The organism is Photorhabdus sp. RM71S, from assembly GCF_042879355.1.
GTDB lineage: Bacteria > Pseudomonadota > Gammaproteobacteria > Enterobacterales > Enterobacteriaceae > Photorhabdus > Photorhabdus kayaii.
Genome location: NZ_JBHFKV010000026.1, coordinates 1 through 19,780, shown reverse-complemented (window position 1 = coordinate 19,780; position 19,780 = coordinate 1). Strand labels below are relative to the sequence as shown.

Sequence of the window (19,780 nt, the reverse complement as noted above, 5' to 3'; positions counted from 1 at the left end):
AGATAACGATGTGACCGGGGTGAGTGAGTGCCGCCAACAAAGAGGCAACTTGAAAGATAACGGGTATAGATGATTTCAGCAAAATCACCGTCTTGCTTCATCGATTTAACTGATCTGTGCTATTTTTGCCAACCGTTAGCTTTCTATTAACTGGATTGAATACGCTATGAAAAAGAAGATAACATCGGGCGTTTATCTGGGATTATTGTTTATTGCAACTTTAATTCTGGTTTTTGAAAAAAGTGAAGATATTTATCCGGCACTGATTGCTGTCGGTGTGTTTGGTGTGATATTTGGCTTGATGTTTTTTATATCAGCCAGGTTACTGTTTTCCGCTGCCTTTACCGGAACACTATTTATTATCTTTAAATTCCTCAATCAGATAAAAGTTCATTACTACAAAGAGCAGTTGATGTTCTCCGATCTGAACTTGATGTTTGATCCTGCCAATCAGGAAACATTACACCACTATTGGCTGGCCGGTTTAGGCGTTGTCGCAATGTTTATCTGGTTGATTTTTAACATGACGCTGAGCTGGAAAAAATCATCTCCCCTCCGTGGTTTCAAATGGCGTACTGTCGGCTTGGTTCTGGCGGCGTTCTGTACATGGGAAGTGAGCGCTACCGCTAATGCATTCAGAGAGCAGTGGGAATCTTCACTACCAAAAGGACGTGGTACCGTCACCAATATGGTGATGTCGGCTAAAGATGCCAAATATCATGCGCCTCAATTTGGACAATCATCCGATTATTTTCTGCAACAGGCTAAGAATGTCGTGCTACCTGTGTCGCAGTCAGTAATTAAACCTGACGTGGTGATGTTATTACAGGAATCCACCGTGACTCCGCATATCTATCAACTGCCTGATGATGCCCGCTTACCTAATCTTTATATGTTCCAGCGGGATTCTGGCGTCAGCGCACAAAGCCCAATGCGGGTGCAAACTTTCGGTGGTGGTACCTGGTTATCTGAATTTTCTGCTCTGACTGGCTTAAATACGGATGATTTTGGCTCACGTAAGAATGCGGTTTTTTATTTTATTGTTGATCATCTGAAATACAGCTTGTTCCGTGAAATGAAACAGAATGGCTATTACACGGTTGTTTTGACGCCATTTAATAAATCTTCTTATCATTCCGGTCATGCCTATCAGACTCTCGGCGTTGATCGCATTATTCAGCCACAGGAATTGGGATATCCCGCCAGTCCCGATAAAAATTTGTGGACTATTTCTACGCAAGAGATGTTGGGTTATGTGAAAGACATTTTGGCACAGGAAACAGATAAGCCACTCTTTATTTTCTCACTGACCATGTATGAACATGGCCCATATGATGAAGATCACACTGATGATTACGGGCTTACCGGACATGTGAAAAATTCACAGGCAGTGGGTAAGTTCAGTCACTATATGGAGAAAATCAAAGCTTCTGATCCGGCAATTAAAGATTTCAGTGAGTTTGTTGCTAAACGGGAAAAGCCCACTATTTTCCTTTACTTTGGTGATCATCAACCCAATATCAGCCTAAATCAGTACAATGGCGTATTTTCAAACCCCGCTCATATCACCCAATTTACTATGCGGGATAACTTGCAACAGGGAGAATCTATTCAGACTGATGAACTGACGGATATTTCATTCCTTGGCAGCATGATTATGGAGAGAGCTAAACTGGATGCTTCACCTTTCTACCGAGCAAATATGACAATGCGTCATCTCTGCCGGGGAGCATTGGATGATTGTCAGGATAAAGCGCTGGTGGAAAGTTATAAACATTATATTTATCAGCAACTAGATGTTGCAGGTAAAAAATAAGTTATAAAATCATCATGTGAGTGGGTGCCATATTTATATGGCACTTGCTGTAGATAATGTTGATGAGAATGTTAATCCCACCCAATTTTCAGGCGCTTTGCTCTGGCTTGTAACCCTCCCAATATCGAGTTACTGATATGAACAGGGAAATCTATAGGCAACTGGCCTCTGACATTCATGACAACTGTATCAACCGTCTCAGCATATTCAGTAAGAATTCTTGCCATCGAATCCTTATCAAATCCAGCGGCATTGGCTGTTTGAAAAAAGTGTCTTGGGAATATCTGCTCTATATTGTACTTCCTACCTCTCGTCCCAGTTAGCCCCATCGCCAATTTGGCATCTCGGGGATGAAGCCCTCTGCCTCCGAATACAGGGTACATGGAAAGAATGTCATAAAAAGGCGTTAGCCGATAATGCCCTTCAGCCTCAATAAACAGTGAAAAGTTTTTTGCATGGCCGTCTGTGGCAGCCAACAGCCAAAACAATACCTGGATCTTCATAAATTCATAACGGTCAGTCTCGGCTTTAACCGAACCCAAGAGGTAGGACATGATCTCGGGAATCCCAGGACCACCATGACTCTCATACTTTTTCGCCGAAGGCACGCTCAAGGTTTGGCAGAAATCCTCCTGAGGCAGCCGCATTATCCAACTGTTGTCAGATGAATACTTGCGATCAAATCGTTCTACTGCTAATGCTTTTATTTCTCCCACTTTCATTATTAAGCAGTGAGGAACAGACAGTCCAAACATCCTTGCAATCAACATACACAGATATTCATTTTCCACACTTTCAGACATATCAATAGAGTGTGAATGACTCTCAATTTTACCGATGGGAAGTTTGATGATATGTGTTGTCGGCGTGGCATTTAATGGCAAGCACCAATTTCCATCAATATTTAAAAGCGCTGTCTTTTCCTGTGCGCCAGCGATGGATATACGAAAATCTTCCTCTTCTTCGATCATCCCCAATGGCGCGCCAGCTTGGTAGCCAGTTAGCACTTTATCTAGTTCCATCTCAGATAAGGGCTTATATTCAATCCTCTTGATATCATTAGCGGATGTACCTTGCGGTACCAGTTGCAAAGCTCCTACACTATCTTGACCCACTTTAGCCAGCAGATCAAAAGGTTGCGTTGACTCAGCATTGTGCCTGGCGACGATTCTTCTTCTGACTTCCGGATTATCCGGCAGTAGATTATCGAAAAAGTTATATACCTCGTCACCCTGATAAGCTTGATGGCGCAGAGGCATAGACAGTGAAATGGGGCGACTACCCGATAACCTAAGCCAAGACTCATCATATTTGAAATGGTGGGAGCCAGTATTGGCTTTGGTAAATACTCCAACTCGATAACCGTTCATGTAGACATCCAGTGCTGCCATTACCACTCCTCTTTCCACACCGAGTCCGATGTTGTGCAATCATCTTCCACTAACGAATCTATCTTAGTAACGTTTCTTGGCTGGATATCGAGTTCCAAATTCAATGCTGACATAATCTTAAAGAAGGTCTCCAGCTTGGTAGAATCTGGGTGCTGCTCAAAGCTTGATACCGTATCCTGCCTAATACCTACTTTGCTTGCTACTTTACCCTGAGAAAGTTTTTGAGTAAGCCTGATATCTTTTAAATATGCGCTGAGTTGTTTCGAGTTAGTCACTTTCATATTTGAGGTCAACCAATTTGAACAGTTAACCTCATTGTTACACGCTATAACCGGTAAATCAATTTTTACACGCTATAGCCGGTAAATATAATTTTACCTGTTATAACCGGTAAAAAAATTCCACTTCTGCCTTTTACCCACTGACCTCCCAATACAAAAACTCGAAAAAATCCTTCCTGGCAGATCATCGGAAGTAAATTCACCCGAGATCTCACTCAATGCCTGCTGCGCCAGACGCAGCTCTTCTGCCAGCAATTCACCCGAACGGGCAACCACCAATTATTCATGGCCCTATTGTAAATGTTCCGCTGCGGTATTTAATGCTTGTAAATAACGACGACGAGCCAAGAAACCACCTTCGGTATTACTGCTAAAACCCATCGTTTCTTTCAGATGATCGCGCAATAAATCGATGCCTTCACCGCTACTGGCAGAAAGTCGAAATAGGGGACGGACTTGTTAGCTTTAGTGGCTTTAGAACCATGTTCGGAATTGAAGATAAATATTTACAATTTAGAGATTCGAATAAGTTTATTTTAAAACCAGCCATTAAAGAATTAAACCAAAAAAGTAACCTTATTGTATCTGTTAATACAGTTAAAGATGGTCGTAATGTTGTCTCGTTGTCTCTTTACATTTCAAATTAAAAGAAGACAGCCAAATAAAAAAGGTGATTTAAATCACCTTTTTTACATTCAAATTTAATACAAGTAACAAACAACATTTTAGATTTCTATTTCTTGATTTATATTACTATTGTAATTTTTACTTATATGTTAGGGTATATGCTTAAATTATTAGATTTATTAAACAGCCGGCACATCTGCTTACAGAATATGGGAAGATAGAAATTATTAACATTAGTTGTGTCGAATAGCCTTCAGGCTATTCGACACAACTAAGCATAAAGAGCATATTCTTAGTGACAAAGTGAAATGTCCTTAACATACTTATTTTTAGCCATCCATGATGATTTACTACATGTTACATACCCCTCCAACTTTAATTCATCATCAACATAAAAAGATACAAATAAAGTAAGAATAAACCCCACTATTGATACACATGAAATATAATCCCCAATTTTACCATTGAGATTTTTTGTTCTATTTTTAGCAATCCTTAAAAAAGCATAAGAAATATGAATAAGCAAAGGAGTAAACCAAATAAATCCCGCACTCTTCCATGAAAATGGAATAACACTATCACGCCTAAAAAACCTATATAATCATTTAATGAGAAAAACACAAATAACGCCGCCATAAAAAAATAGCGAACCTAAGTATATTTTTATTTTATTTATATTATCCACGGCTATATCTACCTAACATATTAAAAAATTTATCTGCTGTAGGTGTTACCACAAGAACATTTCTTTTTCTATTTTTTATATTTTTAATTATTCTTTCACTAATTTTAAAATAATCATCCAACCAATATAAAGCAAACGAAACTCCAACCCCAAGAGCAAAAACGCCAAGAGCTACAAGCATAAGACTTCCCCCTACAGCTAAGAGTGGAGAAACTATTAGAGTATTAGCAGCCGTAGCAATACCTATTGAAATAGCTAATTTTGCACCATCTATTGTTAAGTTCACAAACAAATCAGCTAATCCATAATCATCTTTAAGTATTAACTCAACGGCTCTATATGCTGCTGAGAATACTATACCGAATCTAGCACCTTTAACAATCCCATCATGAATACCTAGAGTACCTACTCCAAAAGAGACTATATACCCGCTATCTTTCAAGTTGCCTCTTTGTTGGCTGCACTCGCTCACCCCGGTCACATAGTTTGCTATGCTCCCGGGGATTCTCTCCCTTGCCGTTGCGATGCATCTTGAAATCCATTGGGTATACGTGGATTATTAGCAAGATATCTTGTAGAATTTAAATAGTCTCTCACACTAGGGTAGGGTAACCTGTCAATTTTATATATTTTTTACCATCTTTCCCGGCATACTCCGTTGCCTTAACACCGAAACCTCTTAAATCATTTACTATTTTAGCCACGCCATAAGAGTCTTTTATATTACCAGCAAATGATGAAACTGGATCAGCATAAGAATAAAAGGTTTTAACATTATTTTTCCATTTATTATAGAAGTTATGATCTAGTGTTTTTATATAATTTATTGCCTCATCTTCTGTTAATAAAGCAATAACTTCTTGGTTTAGTTTAAATTGATGCTCCAATTCCAATAGCATACGGTTATATTTTTGATCTTCTATTTGTTTTTTAAAATCAAAATGATCTTCTAATCTGTAATCATTATCAACAAATGTTTTTAACCGTAGGTCATACTTCATTTTATAACTCCATCTATATTATATAGTTTATTGAAGTTTTATTTCATATTTTATCGGACTTAGCTATTTTTTCTTTAATTTTTCTGAATTATTGGGAACTGGATCAAGTTTCCCTGTTGAGGATTGACACTCTGTTTTAATCTGTTCGATAAGATTAAGCCTGACATCTTTTAAATATGTACTGAGTTGTTTCGAATTAGTCACTTTCATATTGAGGTCAACCAATTTGAGCAGTTAACCTCATTGTTACACGGTATAACAGGTAAATCAATTTTTACACGCTAAAACCGTTAAATGTAATTTAACCTGTTATAGCCGGTAAAAAAATTCCACATCCTCCTTCTACAAATTCACTTACCAATACAAAATGTGAAAAATATTATTAAAACAATTTGTTATGTGCATTCTGGAGTAAGTATGGATCAAAGTATTTACTCCCTAATTAATACTATGCTTAGTAAAACTTTGTTCTGAAAGGATAATCGTAAAACCATTACTCGTGCGCTTAGCCAAAAAGCAGATGTTGAGGCAGAAGTTGAGCGCTTACCCAAGTTATTGGATCAGGCTAAACAATTCCAAGCGCTGGGTATTGATGAAAAGTTGAAAGTGATTCCAAAGCTGGAAAAGGAAAAACAACTGAGTGGGAGAGTTAATGAAGAAATTGCTCGAGTAAAAGAAGCTATCAACATCTTAAAAGACAGTTTGCCAGATACGGTATTTTTAAGCGATGCCAGCTTAGAAGGATTGCCACACTTAGATCTTTTAAAACAAAAGCGTCAAGTTTTAGAAATGTTAAAGAGCTCTTTAACTCAATGTTTAATCCAGGTTGAGGAGCTCTCCAGTAAAGCCTCGAGTGATTTACTTCCTCTACAGCAACAACTGTCGGAAAGGTTACAAGCGGAAGAAGAACAACTTGAAAATGCGTTTAAAGACATACCTACAAGTCAGGGTAAAACGGGTCGGCAGATTGACGCTGAATATCAAACCTTACTCAAACAAATTGAACAGATTCGCCCAAAAGAAACTGCCTTGCAAAACCGACAAACCCAACTCAACGAGCTCTATAGTCAGCGCAAGAAACTATTGCTTGAGTTAGATCAGCAGACCAGCGCACGTGCTAGCGCCATGCAGAAGTCGGTTAAACGGCTCACTCGCAAGTTGGATCGGAAGGTACTCCTTAGCCTGAATTCTGAAGGTAACCGCCAAGAATTAGTGAATTTCCTGAGTGATTGCAATTTGGAAGGTGTTGGGCAAGAAAGACTAGCGTGGGTTTTAGAGGGTGAGTTCACACCAGCTAATCTTGCTGCCACTATTCGCCAAGGTGAGGCTGAATTAACCTCTAATTTCGGTATATCTAATTCCGTTGTACGAGCGTTAAGCCGTTTGCCTGAGCGTAAACTGCTTGAGCTAGAAGAGTTGCAGCTTCCCGATACAATGGCGATTGAGCTGAATATAACTCACGGTGAACGGGAAGCCGTTTTCCGCCCAATTGGGGAACCATCGACCGGCCAACAATGTACGGCGATTTTGCACCTGTTGCTATTGAACAACCAAGATCCACTTATCCTTGATCAGCCGGAGGATAACCTTGATAACGCCTTTATTGCTGAGCGTATAGTTGCTGAGCTGCGCAGAGCCAAGCTAAGCCGACAGTTCTTGTTCGCAACCCACAACGCCAATATTCCGGTATTTGGTGACGCGGAATGGATTGGCGTGCTGAGTGTGGAAGATAGCAAAGGGTTGATCCTGCCAGAACAGCAGGGTGCGATCGATATGCCAGAAGTGCAAAAACTAGCGGCAGAATATTGGAAGGTGGTAAGAGTGCGTTTAATCAACGCCGTGAAAAGTACGGCTTTAACTGAATGCTTTACTTCCTTGGGAGAGAACGATGTTAAAAACAGAATTGAGGTATCTAGTTATTCCGACCGGCTTGAAGTAATTAGCCCAGGTTCTTTACCAAACTCCATGACGGTAGAAAAAATGAAAGCAGGACAGCGTTCACCCAGAAATACCATTGTTATGGAAGTATTACGTGATTATGGCTATGTCGATTACCGAGGAATGGGTGTGAGGACTAAAATTATGCCACTAACGAAAGCGTTAACAGGTAAAGATCCTGAGTTTGATTTGGCAGACGATCATTTAAAAACAATCTTGTTTCGGTAACAGATGTTGTGGCTGTTGGAACAGCGTATACCGCACTGTATTTGGCGCTTTTAAAACAGCGCCATTTTTTAAAAGCAATCGGAAAACGACTTTGCAATGCGCGATGGAATTCCGGTAAAACGGATCAAAGCGAAGTAAATGGGTTTTGAAGCGTTACACTTTAAAAATGACCACTTCACTTACCAATACAAAAACTCGAAAAAATCCTTCCTAGCAGATCATCGGAAGTAAATTCACCCGTGATCTCACTCAATGCCTGCTGCGCCAGACGCAGCTCTTCTGCCAGCAATTCACCTGAACGAGCAACCACCAATTGTTCATGGCCCTGTTGTAAATGCTCCGCCGCGGTATTTAATGCTTGTAAATGACGACGACGAGCCAAGAAACCACCTTCGGTATTACTGCTAAAACCCATCGTTTCTTTCAGATGATCGCGCAATAAATCGATACCTTCACCACTACGGGCAGAAAGTCTAACCAGCGAGTAACCACTTACTTCGGCAATACTTGTCTCTTCATCAGTCATATCTGTCTTATTACGAACGACTGTGATAGGGAGCGATTTAGGCAGACGAGCCATAAATTCAGGCCAGATTTCCACAGGTTCAACCGCGTTCGTTGTCGTGCTATCTACCATAAACAGTACACGATCAGCCTGCTCAATTTCCTGCCAAGCACGCTCAATACCAATACGCTCAACTTCGTCACTGGCTTCACGCAAACCTGCGGTATCAATAATATGCAACGGCATACCGTCAATATGGATATGTTCACGCAACACATCACGGGTTGTGCCTGCAATATCCGTCACAATCGCCGCTTCACGGCCTGCTAATGCATTAAGCAGGCTGGACTTCCCTGCATTAGGGCGACCAGCGATAACAACTTTCATCCCTTCACGTAAAAGGCTACCCTGACGAGCCTGAGCACGTACACGCCCAAGCTCAGCCATCACTTCATCCAATTTGGCCTCGATTTTCCCATCAGAAAGGAAATCAATCTCTTCATCTGGAAAATCAATAGCCGCTTCTACATAGATTCGTAAGTGAGTAAGTGCTTCCACCATCTGGTGAACTTGAGTCGAAAAAGCGCCCTGTAAGGAATTCATCGCTGAACGGGCAGCCTGCTCCGAACTGGCATCGATCAGGTCAGCAATGGCTTCCGCCTGAGCTAAATCCAGTTTGTCATTAAGAAAAGCGCGTTCAGAAAACTCACCAGGATTAGCGATTCGCACACCTGGCAGAGTCAGAATACGTTTAAGTAGCAAATCGAGAATAACCGGCCCACCATGCCCTTGAAGCTCCAGTACATCTTCTCCGGTAAATGAATTGGGTCCCGGAAAGTAAATAGCAATTCCCTGATCAAGTACCTGACCATCTACATCACGAAATGGCAGATAATCTGCATAACGGGGTTTGGGTAATTTACCTAATACCACCTCAGCGACCTGTGCAGCTTTCGGGCCGGAAACACGCAAAATGCCAACCCCTCCTCGCCCTGGTGGGGTAGCCTGAGCAACAATCGTATCCGTGGTATTCATGGTTATCTCTCTATTGACTTTTTCGCTCAAATTGCTTTTAACTCAAATAGTTAAGGCGGTCAATGACCGCCTTTCCCGTTACAACGGCCAGCATGTATTCTGGCTGAAGCTATACCCGCCATCTTTCAAGTTGCCTCTTTGTTGGCTGCACTCACTCACCCCGGTCACATAGTTATCTATGCTCCCGGGGATTCGCTCCCTTGCCGCCGCGATGCATCTTGAAATCCATAGGGTATATGTTTTATTTCGCTGGCTTTTTCTCGCGACTATGCAAACCGCGTTTTTCCAGCCCACGATAAATCAATTGCTGCTGAATAATTGTCACCAAATTACTGACGATATAGTACAAAACCAGACCTGATGGGAACCATAAGAAGAATATGGTAAATATGACTGGCATATAGGTCATAATCTTCTGTTGCATCGGATCAGTAATTGTTGTCGGAGACATTTTCTGGATGATGAACATGGTCACACCCATCAGCAACGGCAGGATGTAATAAGGATCTTGCGCAGACAGATCATTAATCCAGCCAGCAAATGGCGCATGACGCAATTCAACAGAACCCATCAACATGTAATATAAAGCAAGGAAGATTGGCATTTGAATCAACAGAGGCAAACAGCCACCCAGTGGGTTCACTTTCTCTGCTTTGTACAATGCCATCATTTCCTGGCTCATACGCTGTTTATCATCACCAATCCGCTCGCGCATAGCCGCCAATTTAGGCTGTAACAGACGCATTTTCGCCATTGAAGTGTATTGTGCTTTGGTCAGCGGATACATGATACCACGCACAATAAAGGTGATAACAATGATGGAGAAGCCCCAGTTACCAATAAAACCATGCAGGAACTTCAACAGTTTAAATAATGGCTGAGAGATAAACCACAACCAACCATAGTCTACAGACAGATCCAGATGAGGTGCTACAGCGGCCATTTCATCTTGAATTTCCGGACCAATCCACAGTGTAGAAGAGACCGTTTTTTCACTGTTAGCGGCAACAGAGATTGGTGCACTCTTATAGCCAATCGCCGCCATCTCTTTACCTAATGCGGCAGTGTAGAAGGTACTGGTTTCATTCACCGCGGGAACCCAAGCGGTAGCAAAATATTGCTGCAACATGGCAATCCAGCCACCTTTGGTGGTCACGGATAAAGATTCACCTTCAATATCGCTAAAGCTGTATTTTTTGTATTTGGTATCATCTGAAGAATAGGCGGCGCCACGATAAGTATGCAGGGCAAAGTTACTGCTGCCTGTATCACGATGCTTGGGTAGTTCAACACTTTGTTTCAACTGACCAAAGAAGGTCATCTGTAACGGTTTTTCTGTCGTGTTATGAATATGGTAATCCACACTAATCGCGTATTCACCACGTTTCAGGACAAATGTTTTGACGTAAACAATGCCATTTTTAGTGACGAAATTCATCGGGATACGCAATTCATCCTGTCCATCAGCCAATACATAGCTATCCTGTGCTGCGGTATACAGCGGGCGCTCACTATTCAGCGGATTATCTGGACCATCTTTCCCCGTCAATCCGCTTTGCGCTTGATAAATGAAAGCAGGTGTTGTTTCCAACAATTTGAATGGCTGGTTTGAACCCAAGGTATCAGGATAGGCTAACAGGTCAGCCTCTTCGATATCACCGCCACGAGTATTGATGGTCAAAGAGAGCACATCAGTTTTAACCGTGATAAGTTTACCTTTTCCACTGCCTGGTACAGCTTGATTCTCACTGCTCGGCATATCCGTTTGTTGCGTGGCCTGTACTGTCGTTGGCTGCGGATTTTTATCTGCTTCCCATGCTTGCCAGACCAAGAAAGAAACGAACAGCAAAGCGATGAGAAGAAGATTACGTTGCGAATCCATCGTTAGTGTTCTCTGTTATCGTTGTTTTTTACCGGTGGGACAGGATCATCACCACCTTCATGTAAAGGGTGGCATTTTAATACGCGTTTCACCGTTAACCAACAGCCTTTTATCACTCCAAATCGACATAATGCCTCAATGCCATATTGAGAGCATGTAGGATTAAAGCGACAACGAGGCCCCAACAGCGGGCTTATTACCAACTGATATCCCCGGATTAATGCGATCAGGAAACGCGAGCCAAACGACAGTGACGACGCCATAATTTACCCAACGCCTCCGTTAACGCACGGTTATCAAGCTCAGCAACGCCTTTCCTAACCAATACCACAAAATCCATAGGAGGCAAGTTATGTTGGTTTAAACGGAAGCTTTCACGGGCTAACCGCTTAATCCGGTTACGCTCATGAGCACGTTTAACATTTTTCTTGGCTATAGTAAGACCGATACGGGGATGCCCCAGCTCGTTCGGGCGACCAAGGATAGTAATCTCTGGCGAACTTGCCCGTTGGGGTTGCTGGAAAACATAAGTGAAATACTTGGGAGTTAACAAGCGTAACTCCCTCGGAAAAGCGAGCTTAACCACTAGATGGTTAGCTTTATTACTTAGAAACGGTCAGACGAGTACGGCCTTTTGCACGACGGCGAGCCAGAACCTGACGACCATTTTTGGTAGCCATACGAGCGCGGAAACCATGAGAACGGTTACGCTTCAGTACGGATGGTTGGAAAGTGCGTTTCATAGCGATTTCTACCTAACTTAAGATTATTACTGATTCAGTAAATGCGTTGGCAGCCAGTGAGAAATAGACACCGATGCCTCAATCGCAACATCAATATAAAAGAAGCGGGATTGTAATAAAATGTACAGCCCTGAGTCAATTTACATAACACAAAGTCGGCCGGCTTTTCTACTGAGTTGGATGTTTACCAACACTCTGGCCCATGCGTACACCAGACCCTTCACCAAACATTATCGGTAAAAACTCTGGTATCGCACATAGGGTGCAATATTATACGGACTACTGAACAAAGCGCAACGATCACTGGCAGATCTTCGTTTTTTGTTATGATCCTTGGCCCGATTTTATTTCGAATATCGGCTTATCCTCGATCTGCATTTGGCATCCTCCATAATTCCACTACAACCCCTTTACAGCCCTTTATTTCACACACAATTTTATCCTGTGGATAAAAAGCGCTTAAACTGTGTAAAAGAATGAAGATCTATATCGTCTTTTGCGCTATGATCCCAAGCCATGATTTGGATCTTATCCTCGGATCATGGGGGAGCGATGACATTAAAAATCGCCATACACATAACAATTGATCCTTCCTCGCCTTAGAGGAGTCGTTGTTTTGTACCCAATATAATGAGCTAACCACTCCGATTTCTTTAATTGTTAATTGGCCTTGTTTTAGGGGAGTCCACCGTGTCACTTTCGCTTTGGCAGCAATGTCTTGCCCGATTGCAGGATGAATTACCTGCCACAGAATTCAGTATGTGGATACGCCCCCTTCAGGCAGAGCTAAGTGGTAACACTCTGGCACTTTATGCCCCAAATCGGTTCGTTCTGGACTGGGTAAGAGAGAAGTATATCAACAATATCAATGGATTGTTGAATGACTTCTGTGGAGCAGAAGTACCATTATTACGTTTCGAAGTTGGCAATAAACCCGTTTCCCAAAACGATAGCCCACCACAAAGGGTTGTTGCTCATACGCCAGTTACACCTGCACCACAGAGCACATCAGTACGCCCCAGTTGGGATAACACTACGGTGCAACCAGAGCTCTCTTATCGCTCTAATGTTAACCAAAAACATACTTTTGATAACTTTGTTGAAGGTAAATCCAACCAACTTGCTCGTGCTGCTGCAAGACAGGTAGCTGATAATCCCGGCGGTGCCTATAACCCACTATTTCTTTATGGTGGTACGGGTTTGGGTAAAACCCACCTATTACATGCCGTAGGTAACAGTATTATGGCACGTAAGGCAAATGCCAAGGTGGTCTATATGCATTCTGAACGTTTTGTTCAGGATATGGTCAAGGCATTACAAAATAATGCAATAGAAGAGTTCAAACGCTATTACCGCTCTGTCGACGCATTACTGATCGATGATATTCAGTTTTTTGCCAATAAAGAACGCTCTCAAGAAGAGTTCTTCCACACATTCAATGCATTACTGGAAGGTAATCAACAGATTATTCTGACATCAGATCGCTACCCAAAAGAGATCAATGGGGTAGAAGATCGGTTAAAATCCCGTTTTGGCTGGGGGCTAACCGTTGCAATTGAACCACCGGAACTCGAAACCCGTGTCGCTATTTTGATGAAAAAGGCAGACGAAAACGAAATCCAGTTACCAGGCGAAGTTGCTTTCTTTATAGCCAAACGTCTGCGTTCTAATGTCCGTGAGCTTGAAGGGGCATTGAACAGGGTAATAGCAAATGCCAATTTTACTGGCCGAGCGATTACTATTGATTTTGTACGTGAAGCATTACGTGATCTGTTAGCACTGCAAGAAAAACTGGTTACCATTGATAATATTCAGAAAACAGTCGCTGAGTATTATAAAATCAAGGTGGCCGATTTACTTTCCAAACGGCGCTCCCGTTCCGTTGCCCGTCCAAGGCAAATGGCAATGGCGCTGGCAAAAGAGTTAACCAACCACAGCTTGCCTGAAATCGGGGATGCCTTTGGTGGACGTGACCACACAACTGTGCTGCATGCTTGTCGTAAAATCGAGCAACTGCGTGAAGAAAGTCACGACATCAAAGAGGATTTTTCTAACTTAATCAGAACATTGTCTTCCTAGTGCTATGAAATTTATCATTGAACGTGAGCAATTGTTAAAACCACTGCAACAGGTCAGTAGCCCGCTGAGTGGGCGTCCTACTCTGCCTATTCTTGGTAATTTATTACTACAGGTTACAGAAGGTTCCCTGTTGCTGACCGGCACAGATTTAGAAATGGAAATGATGGCAAGAGTCACGCTTTCATTGCCACACGAAGAAGGTGCAACCACGGTACCGGCACGTAAATTCTTTGATATCTGGCGAGGTTTGCCAGATGGGGCCGAGATCAGTGTAGAACTGGATGGCGACCGCCTATTGGTGCGTTCTGGTCGCAGCCGTTTCTCACTTTCCACACTGCCCGCTTCTGATTTTCCAAATCTTGATGACTGGCAAAGTGAGGTGGAGTTTTCACTGCCACAAGCCACACTGAAGCGCCTTATTGAATCAACTCAGTTCTCAATGGCTCACCAGGATGTCCGCTATTACCTCAACGGTATGTTGTTTGAAACCGAAGGAGAAGAGCTGCGTACAGTTGCAACAGATGGTCACCGTCTGGCAGTCTGTTCTATGGGAATTGGTCAAAAGCTGCCTTCCCATTCGGTCATCGTGCCACGTAAAGGCGTTATTGAACTAATGAGATTGCTGGATGGTGGCGATACTCCGCTACAGTTACAAATCGGCAGTAACAATATTCGTGCCCACGTTGGCGACTTTATTTTCACCTCTAAATTGGTGGATGGACGTTTTCCTGATTATCGTCGCGTATTACCAAAGAACCCGGATAAAACTCTGGAAGCTAATTGCGATATGCTGAAACAGGCTTTTTCACGCGCAGCTATTCTCTCTAATGAGAAATTTCGCGGAGTTCGCCTTTATTTCAGTGAAAACCAGCTAAAAATCACAGCAAATAACCCTGAACAGGAAGAAGCCGAAGAGATTGTAGATGTCAGCTACCAAGGTGCTGAAATGGAAATAGGCTTTAATGTCAGTTACGTGCTAGATGTTCTCAATACACTAAGATGTGAAGAGGTCCGTTTACTACTGACTGATGCTATTTCCAGTGTTCAGATAGAAGACTGTGCAAACCACAATGCGGCTTATGTCGTGATGCCAATGCGCCTGTAACCGGATTTTTATTTCAGGTATATGACTCTCACGCGTTTACTTATCCGCGGTTTTCGTAATATCGCCGCCGCTGATTTGCCTCTAGCTACCGGATTTAACTTTCTGGTTGGATCTAATGGCAGCGGCAAAACCAGCGTACTGGAAGCGATTTATACGCTGGGTCACGGGCGCTCTTTTCGTAGTATTCAAGCAGGACGGGTAATCCGTCATGACTGCGATGAGTTCGTTCTGCATGGGCGGTTAGGACAACAGGAGAATGAGCGGGAACGGTCTATCGGTCTGAGTAAAAACCGTAATGGCGACAGTAAAGTCAGAATTGATGGTAGTGATGGCTGTAAAATTGCAGAACTGGCCAAGATGTTACCTATGCAGCTTATTACTCCAGAAGGGTTTACCCTGTTAAATGGCGGGCCAAAGTATCGACGGGCTTTTATTGACTGGGGGTGCTTTCACAATGAGCCACGCTTTTTTTCTGCATGGGTAAACTTAAAACGGCTACTCAAACAACGCAATGCAGCACTACGACAAGTTACCCGCTACAGCCAGATACGGCCTTGGGATCAGGAATTGGTACCACTCGCTAACCAAATAAATCAGTGGCGTGGTGAATATGTTACAAACATCACTCAGGATATCACGAATACCTGTAAGCAGTTCTTACCCGAATTTACATTGAGTTTCTCTTTTCAACAGGGATGGGACAAAGAGAGTGATTATGCTGAATTACTGGAGCGCCAATTTGAGCGTGACAGAACGTTAACCTATACAGCTTCCGGCCCACACAAGGCAGATCTGCGCATTCGTGCAGAAGGAACACCAGTAGAAGATATGCTATCCCGCGGTCAATTAAAGTTACTGATGTGCGCACTGCGGCTAGCACAGGGTGAATATTTCACCCGACAGAGCGGACAACAATGTCTGTATCTGCTTGATGATTTTGCCTCCGAACTGGATGCCGGCCGCCGTCAGTTGCTGGCCGCTCGTCTAAAATCCACGCAAGCTCAGGTATTTGTCAGTGCGATAAATCCTGACCAAATAACAGACATGCTTGATGGAAATAGCAAGATGTTTCGCGTGGAAAATGGCAAAATAGAGGTTCAACCACAGGATTAAAAATGAGCGAGAAACGTTGATGTCGAATACATATGACTCCTCAAGTATCAAGGTATTAAAAGGGCTGGATGCGGTTCGTAAACGTCCGGGCATGTATATCGGTGATACAGACGATGGTACCGGCTTACACCACATGGTCTTCGAGGTTGTCGACAACGCTATCGACGAAGCCCTCGCAGGCCACTGTAGTGAAGTTATCGTCACTATCCATGCTGATAACTCAGTCTCCGTACAGGATGATGGCCGCGGTATTCCTACCGGTATACACGAAGAAGAAGGTGTTTCAGCAGCCGAAGTTATTATGACGGTGCTGCATGCGGGGGGTAAATTCGATGATAACTCTTATAAGGTCTCCGGCGGTTTGCACGGCGTAGGGGTTTCTGTTGTTAACGCCTTGTCTGAAAAGCTGGAATTGGTTATCCGCCGTGACGGTAAAGTTCATGAACAGACTTATCACCTTGGTGTGCCACAAAGCCCACTGAAAGTCGTTGGAGAAACTGAACAAACAGGTACCCGTGTCCGCTTCTGGCCGAGCATGGATACTTTCCGTAATAACACAGAATTCCAGCACGACATTCTGGCTAAACGCCTGCGTGAACTATCCTTCCTGAATTCCGGTGTATCCATCCGTCTTATTGATAAGCGCACTAATATAGAAGACCACTTCCATTATGAAGGTGGAATTAAAGCGTTTGTTGAGTTCCTAAATAAAAACAAAACACCCATTCATCCAAATGTTTTCTATTTTTCTACAGAAAAAGATGGCATCGGCGTTGAAATTTCAATGCAATGGAATGATGGTTTCCAGGAAAATATTTACTGCTTTACCAATAATATCCCACAACGCGATGGGGGAACTCACTTAGTTGGCTTCCGCACTGCGATGACACGTACCCTTAATAGTTACATGGATAAAGAAGGGTACAACAAGAAATCTAAAGTCAGCGCCACCGGCGATGATGCACGTGAAGGTTTGGTCGCAGTTATTTCTGTTAAAGTACCTGATCCAAAATTCTCTTCTCAGACCAAAGATAAACTGGTTTCTTCCGAGGTGAAAACGGCGGTTGAAACACTGATGAACGAGAAGCTGGTGGAATACCTGCTGGAAAACCCAAATGACGCTAAAACCGTCGTTGGTAAAATTATCGACGCTGCCCGTGCCCGTGAAGCAGCCCGTAAAGCACGTGAAATGACACGTCGTAAAGGTGCTCTTGATCTGGCTGGACTGCCAGGCAAACTGGCTGATTGTCAGGAACGTGATCCCGCACTTTCTGAACTCTACTTAGTGGAAGGGGACTCTGCGGGCGGTTCGGCAAAACAGGGCCGTAACCGCAAAAATCAGGCAATTTTGCCGCTAAAAGGCAAAATCCTGAATGTCGAAAAAGCACGTTTCGATAAAATGCTCTCTTCTCAAGAAGTCGCGACCCTGATCACTGCATTGGGCTGTGGAATTGGCCGTGACGAATATAACCCAGATAAGCTGCGTTACCACAGCATTATCATCATGACGGATGCGGACGTCGATGGTTCTCATATTCGTACCCTATTGCTGACTTTCTTCTATCGTCAAATGCCAGAAATCATTGAACGTGGTCATGTATTTATTGCTCAACCACCGTTGTATAAAGTCAAAAAAGGCAAACAAGAACAATATATTAAAGATGATGAAGCAATGGATGAATACCAACTATCCATTGCACTAGATGGCGCTTCACTTTACACCAATGAGCACACGCCAGCCCTGAGAGGCGAACCGCTGGAAAAATTGGTGACCGAATTTAATGGTGTTCAAAAAATCATTAAACGCATGGAACGTCTGTATCCGCTAAGTTTATTAAATAGCCTAATTTATCATCCGAAACTGACCGAAGAAGTATTGTCTGATAAGACGAAAGTTGAAGAATGGATTGAAATGCTGGTCACCCGTCTGAATGACAGTGAACAAAACGGCAGCAGCTACAGTTATCGCCTCCATGAAAATCGTGAGCGCCAAATGTACGAACCGATTCTGTGTGTTCGTACACATGGTGTTGATACTGATTATCTGTTGGACTTCGATTTTGTCCACGGTGGCGAATATCACCGTATCACTCAGCTAGGCGATAAACTTCGTAACTTGATCGAAGAAAGCGCTTATATCGAACGTGGTGAACGACGCCAATCGGTTAGCAGCTTTGAACAAGCGCTAAACTGGTTGACTAAAGAGTCTCGCCGTGGATTGTCTATACAGCGTTATAAAGGCTTGGGAGAAATGAACCCTGAACAGTTATGGGAAACTACCATGAACCCAGAAACCCGCCGCATGATGCGTGTAACAGTAAAAGATGCCATTGCAACTGACCAACTGTTTACAACTCTGATGGGTGATGCTGTTGAACCTCGTCGAGCATTTATTGAAGAGAATGCCCTGAAAGCAGCCAATATTGATATCTAATTGATATTATTATCAACTGAAATAAGCGCTCATATTGATTCTCTATGGGCGCTTTTTTTATCTGTTATTTCCAATAGATAAAGTGTAATTTATTTAATGTCTCTGTAAAACATCACTTAAATATAATCTAAGGATATAAATATGGCTGACATGATTTACATGACAATAAAGGGGAAAAAACAGGGATTAATATCGGCTGGATGTTCTTCTGTTGATTCTATTGGTAATAAATATCAAGCAAACCATCTTGATCAGATATTAGTTTATAGCTTAAGCCATGCGATAACACGGGCTCAAAATGTCGATCATCAACCCATTATTATCCAAAAACCTATCGACAAATCATCACCATTACTCGGTGTGGCTATTTCTGATAATGAGTCTCTTGAATGCTCTATTGATTTTTACCGAACTAACTCAAATGGTGCTCAAGAACGTTATTACAATATAAAGATCACTGGCGCCACAATCACTGAAATAAGTGTCTTACATCCACATTCATTGAATCATAATGAGCTTCCACCACAGGAAAGTATTTCGTTAAAATATACAAACATTACCTGGAATCACCTTATCGCAGGTACTGGCGGTTATAGTATTTGGGATGACAGGATTTATTAAATAACCTGAGTTCTGGTTAAGCCGTCACTAATATGTCCATTTCTGAGCGGGAGATATTCAGTGACGGTTTGTTCTCTTTGAAACAATAAGCGATTAGCCCTCCTAACACATTCAACATGAATCCCTGTAGACTACGGTGTCGTGAGTGCTCTATCTGAGAAATATTCTTTAACTGATCATGGATGGGTTGAGTAGGCCACAGGAACTACCCCCGCAGCCTCTCGCAGAACGGTACGTGAGCCTCTCGACTCATACCGCTCCCATCAGGCAAACACGCCTGTCATTCCTACCCGCCA

18 protein-coding genes and 3 pseudogenes are annotated in these 19,780 nt (G+C 42.7%); 9 read left to right on the top strand and 12 right to left on the bottom strand.

Annotated elements, in window-relative coordinates; all coding sequences use genetic code 11:
- Positions 1 to 166: 166 nt before the first annotated feature.
- Positions 167 to 1,816 (top strand): sulfatase-like hydrolase/transferase, encoded by a 1,650-nt coding sequence (locus ACGF5R_RS14370; RefSeq protein WP_387691382.1) that lies wholly within the window; start codon positions 167 to 169, stop codon positions 1,814 to 1,816.
- Between the two features lie 71 nt (positions 1,817 to 1,887).
- On the opposite strand, the gene ACGF5R_RS14365 is transcribed toward ACGF5R_RS14370, so the two are convergent.
- The 3 genes and pseudogenes from ACGF5R_RS14365 to ACGF5R_RS14355 all read right to left on the bottom strand — a co-directional run.
- Positions 1,888 to 3,207, bottom strand: a complete 1,320-nt coding sequence (locus ACGF5R_RS14365) for a type II toxin-antitoxin system HipA family toxin (RefSeq protein ID WP_262980325.1) — start codon at positions 3,205 to 3,207, stop codon at positions 1,888 to 1,890.
- Positions 3,207 to 3,488 carry a helix-turn-helix domain-containing protein gene (locus ACGF5R_RS14360; protein WP_112879271.1) on the bottom strand — a complete coding sequence of 94 codons (282 nt, stop codon included), beginning with the start codon at positions 3,486 to 3,488 and terminating at the stop codon, positions 3,207 to 3,209. The genes ACGF5R_RS14365 and ACGF5R_RS14360 overlap by 1 nt, the downstream gene beginning before the upstream one ends.
- A gap of 93 nt (positions 3,489 to 3,581) precedes the next feature.
- A pseudogene (locus ACGF5R_RS14355) lies at positions 3,582 to 3,935 on the bottom strand (hypothetical protein); the annotation flags it as partial.
- 35 nt (positions 3,936 to 3,970) lie between these two features.
- Here ACGF5R_RS14355 and ACGF5R_RS14350 point away from each other — a divergent pair.
- Entirely contained in the window at positions 3,971 to 4,135 is a 165-nt protein-coding gene (locus tag ACGF5R_RS14350; protein ID WP_240000863.1) for a replication initiation protein, read from the top strand.
- Between the two features lie 272 nt (positions 4,136 to 4,407).
- Here ACGF5R_RS14350 and ACGF5R_RS14345 read toward each other — a convergent pair whose 3' ends face one another.
- The 3 genes from ACGF5R_RS14345 to ACGF5R_RS14335 form a co-directional block, all read right to left on the bottom strand.
- On the bottom strand, positions 4,408 to 4,641 hold the full coding sequence (locus ACGF5R_RS14345; protein ID WP_240000862.1) for a DUF1240 domain-containing protein: 234 nt from the start codon (positions 4,639 to 4,641) through the stop codon (positions 4,408 to 4,410).
- Between the two features lie 151 nt (positions 4,642 to 4,792).
- On the bottom strand, positions 4,793 to 5,242 hold the full coding sequence (locus tag ACGF5R_RS14340) for a hypothetical protein (protein ID WP_387691379.1): 450 nt from the start codon (positions 5,240 to 5,242) through the stop codon (positions 4,793 to 4,795).
- A 151-nt stretch (positions 5,243 to 5,393) separates the two neighbouring features.
- Positions 5,394 to 5,801 carry a hypothetical protein gene (locus tag ACGF5R_RS14335; protein ID WP_240000860.1) on the bottom strand — a complete coding sequence of 136 codons (408 nt, stop codon included), beginning with the start codon at positions 5,799 to 5,801 and terminating at the stop codon, positions 5,394 to 5,396.
- Positions 5,802 to 6,275: 474 nt separating this feature from the next.
- On the opposite strand from ACGF5R_RS14335, the pseudogene ACGF5R_RS14330 reads away from it, so the two are divergent.
- Both ACGF5R_RS14330 and ACGF5R_RS14325 read left to right on the top strand, forming a co-directional pair.
- Positions 6,276 to 7,663 (top strand): annotated as a pseudogene (locus tag ACGF5R_RS14330) (TrlF family ATPase); the annotation flags it as partial.
- The gene (locus ACGF5R_RS14325; RefSeq protein WP_387691377.1) at positions 7,614 to 7,967 is read left to right on the top strand and encodes an ATP-binding protein; all 354 of its coding nucleotides are present in this window, start codon (positions 7,614 to 7,616) and stop codon (positions 7,965 to 7,967) included. The pseudogene ACGF5R_RS14330 and the gene ACGF5R_RS14325, both read left to right, overlap by 50 nt.
- 175 nt (positions 7,968 to 8,142) lie before the next feature.
- Here ACGF5R_RS14325 and mnmE read toward each other — a convergent pair whose 3' ends face one another.
- The 5 genes from mnmE to rpmH form a co-directional block, all read right to left on the bottom strand.
- Entirely contained in the window at positions 8,143 to 9,507 is a 1,365-nt protein-coding gene (gene mnmE / locus ACGF5R_RS14320; RefSeq protein ID WP_112879273.1) for a tRNA uridine-5-carboxymethylaminomethyl(34) synthesis GTPase MnmE, read from the bottom strand.
- A gap of 241 nt (positions 9,508 to 9,748) precedes the next feature.
- Positions 9,749 to 11,389 (bottom strand): membrane protein insertase YidC, encoded by a 1,641-nt coding sequence (yidC, locus tag ACGF5R_RS14315; protein WP_112879274.1) that lies wholly within the window; start codon positions 11,387 to 11,389, stop codon positions 9,749 to 9,751.
- 2 nt (positions 11,390 to 11,391) lie between these two features.
- Positions 11,392 to 11,652: a membrane protein insertion efficiency factor YidD gene (gene yidD / locus ACGF5R_RS14310; RefSeq protein WP_112879275.1), complete on the bottom strand. Its 261-nt coding sequence runs from the start codon at positions 11,650 to 11,652 to the stop codon at positions 11,392 to 11,394.
- Positions 11,616 to 11,975: a ribonuclease P protein component gene (rnpA, locus tag ACGF5R_RS14305; protein WP_112879276.1), complete on the bottom strand. Its 360-nt coding sequence runs from the start codon at positions 11,973 to 11,975 to the stop codon at positions 11,616 to 11,618. The genes yidD and rnpA overlap by 37 nt, the downstream gene beginning before the upstream one ends.
- Positions 11,976 to 11,991: 16 nt before the next feature.
- The gene (gene rpmH / locus ACGF5R_RS14300; protein WP_004093983.1) at positions 11,992 to 12,132 is read right to left on the bottom strand and encodes a 50S ribosomal protein L34; all 141 of its coding nucleotides are present in this window, start codon (positions 12,130 to 12,132) and stop codon (positions 11,992 to 11,994) included.
- 690 nt (positions 12,133 to 12,822) lie between these two features.
- On the opposite strand from rpmH, the gene dnaA reads away from it, so the two are divergent.
- The 5 genes from dnaA to ACGF5R_RS14275 all read left to right on the top strand — a co-directional run bounded on the left by dnaA (position 12,823) and on the right by ACGF5R_RS14275 (position 19,484).
- Positions 12,823 to 14,211: a chromosomal replication initiator protein DnaA gene (dnaA, locus tag ACGF5R_RS14295; protein WP_112879277.1), complete on the top strand. Its 1,389-nt coding sequence runs from the start codon at positions 12,823 to 12,825 to the stop codon at positions 14,209 to 14,211.
- A gap of 4 nt (positions 14,212 to 14,215) precedes the next feature.
- Positions 14,216 to 15,316, top strand: a complete 1,101-nt coding sequence (gene dnaN / locus ACGF5R_RS14290) for a DNA polymerase III subunit beta (RefSeq protein WP_112879278.1) — start codon at positions 14,216 to 14,218, stop codon at positions 15,314 to 15,316.
- Positions 15,317 to 15,337: 21 nt separating this feature from the next.
- Positions 15,338 to 16,429: a DNA replication/repair protein RecF gene (recF, locus tag ACGF5R_RS14285; protein WP_112879279.1), complete on the top strand. Its 1,092-nt coding sequence runs from the start codon at positions 15,338 to 15,340 to the stop codon at positions 16,427 to 16,429.
- Between the two features lie 19 nt (positions 16,430 to 16,448).
- On the top strand, positions 16,449 to 18,863 hold the full coding sequence (gyrB, locus tag ACGF5R_RS14280; protein WP_262980878.1) for a DNA topoisomerase (ATP-hydrolyzing) subunit B: 2,415 nt from the start codon (positions 16,449 to 16,451) through the stop codon (positions 18,861 to 18,863).
- A 141-nt stretch (positions 18,864 to 19,004) separates the two neighbouring features.
- On the top strand, positions 19,005 to 19,484 hold the full coding sequence (locus ACGF5R_RS14275) for an Hcp family type VI secretion system effector (protein WP_088372713.1): 480 nt from the start codon (positions 19,005 to 19,007) through the stop codon (positions 19,482 to 19,484).
- Between the two features lie 16 nt (positions 19,485 to 19,500).
- Here ACGF5R_RS14275 and ACGF5R_RS14270 read toward each other — a convergent pair.
- Positions 19,501 to 19,674 (bottom strand): annotated as a pseudogene (locus ACGF5R_RS14270) (IS982 family transposase); the annotation flags it as partial.
- Between the last annotated feature and the right edge of the window lie 106 nt (positions 19,675 to 19,780).